Origin of the sequence: Enterobacter cloacae complex sp. OE43NF (genome assembly GCF_023544405.1) — a bacterium.
Taxonomy (GTDB): Bacteria; Pseudomonadota; Gammaproteobacteria; order Enterobacterales; family Enterobacteriaceae; genus Enterobacter; species Enterobacter cloacae.
In genome coordinates, this window is the sequence record NZ_JAMJFW010000157.1 from 1 (window position 1) to 219 (window position 219).

At 51.6% G+C, this 219-nt stretch carries 1 rRNA gene; it reads left to right on the plus strand.

The window, feature by feature from the left end:
* Positions 1-155: 155 nt before the first annotated feature.
* Positions 156-219, plus strand: a 5S ribosomal RNA gene (gene rrf / locus M8370_RS23735); the annotation flags it as partial.

Below are 219 nucleotides of genomic sequence, written 5' to 3' on the forward strand. Positions count from 1 at the left end.
ATTTTCAGCTTTGATTCAGAGTCCGAAGTATTTTGCGCTGAGACAAGGCGGCAAGCGAAGGAAAGGAAAGAGCATACTGAGGTATGTGACTGACTTTACGAGAGCAGCCAACGCAGTATCAGCCCAAAAGACACAGGACAGAGCACAAGAATTTGCCTGGCGGCTGTAGCGCGGTGGTCCCACCTGACCCCATGCCGAACTCAGAAGTGAAACGCCGTA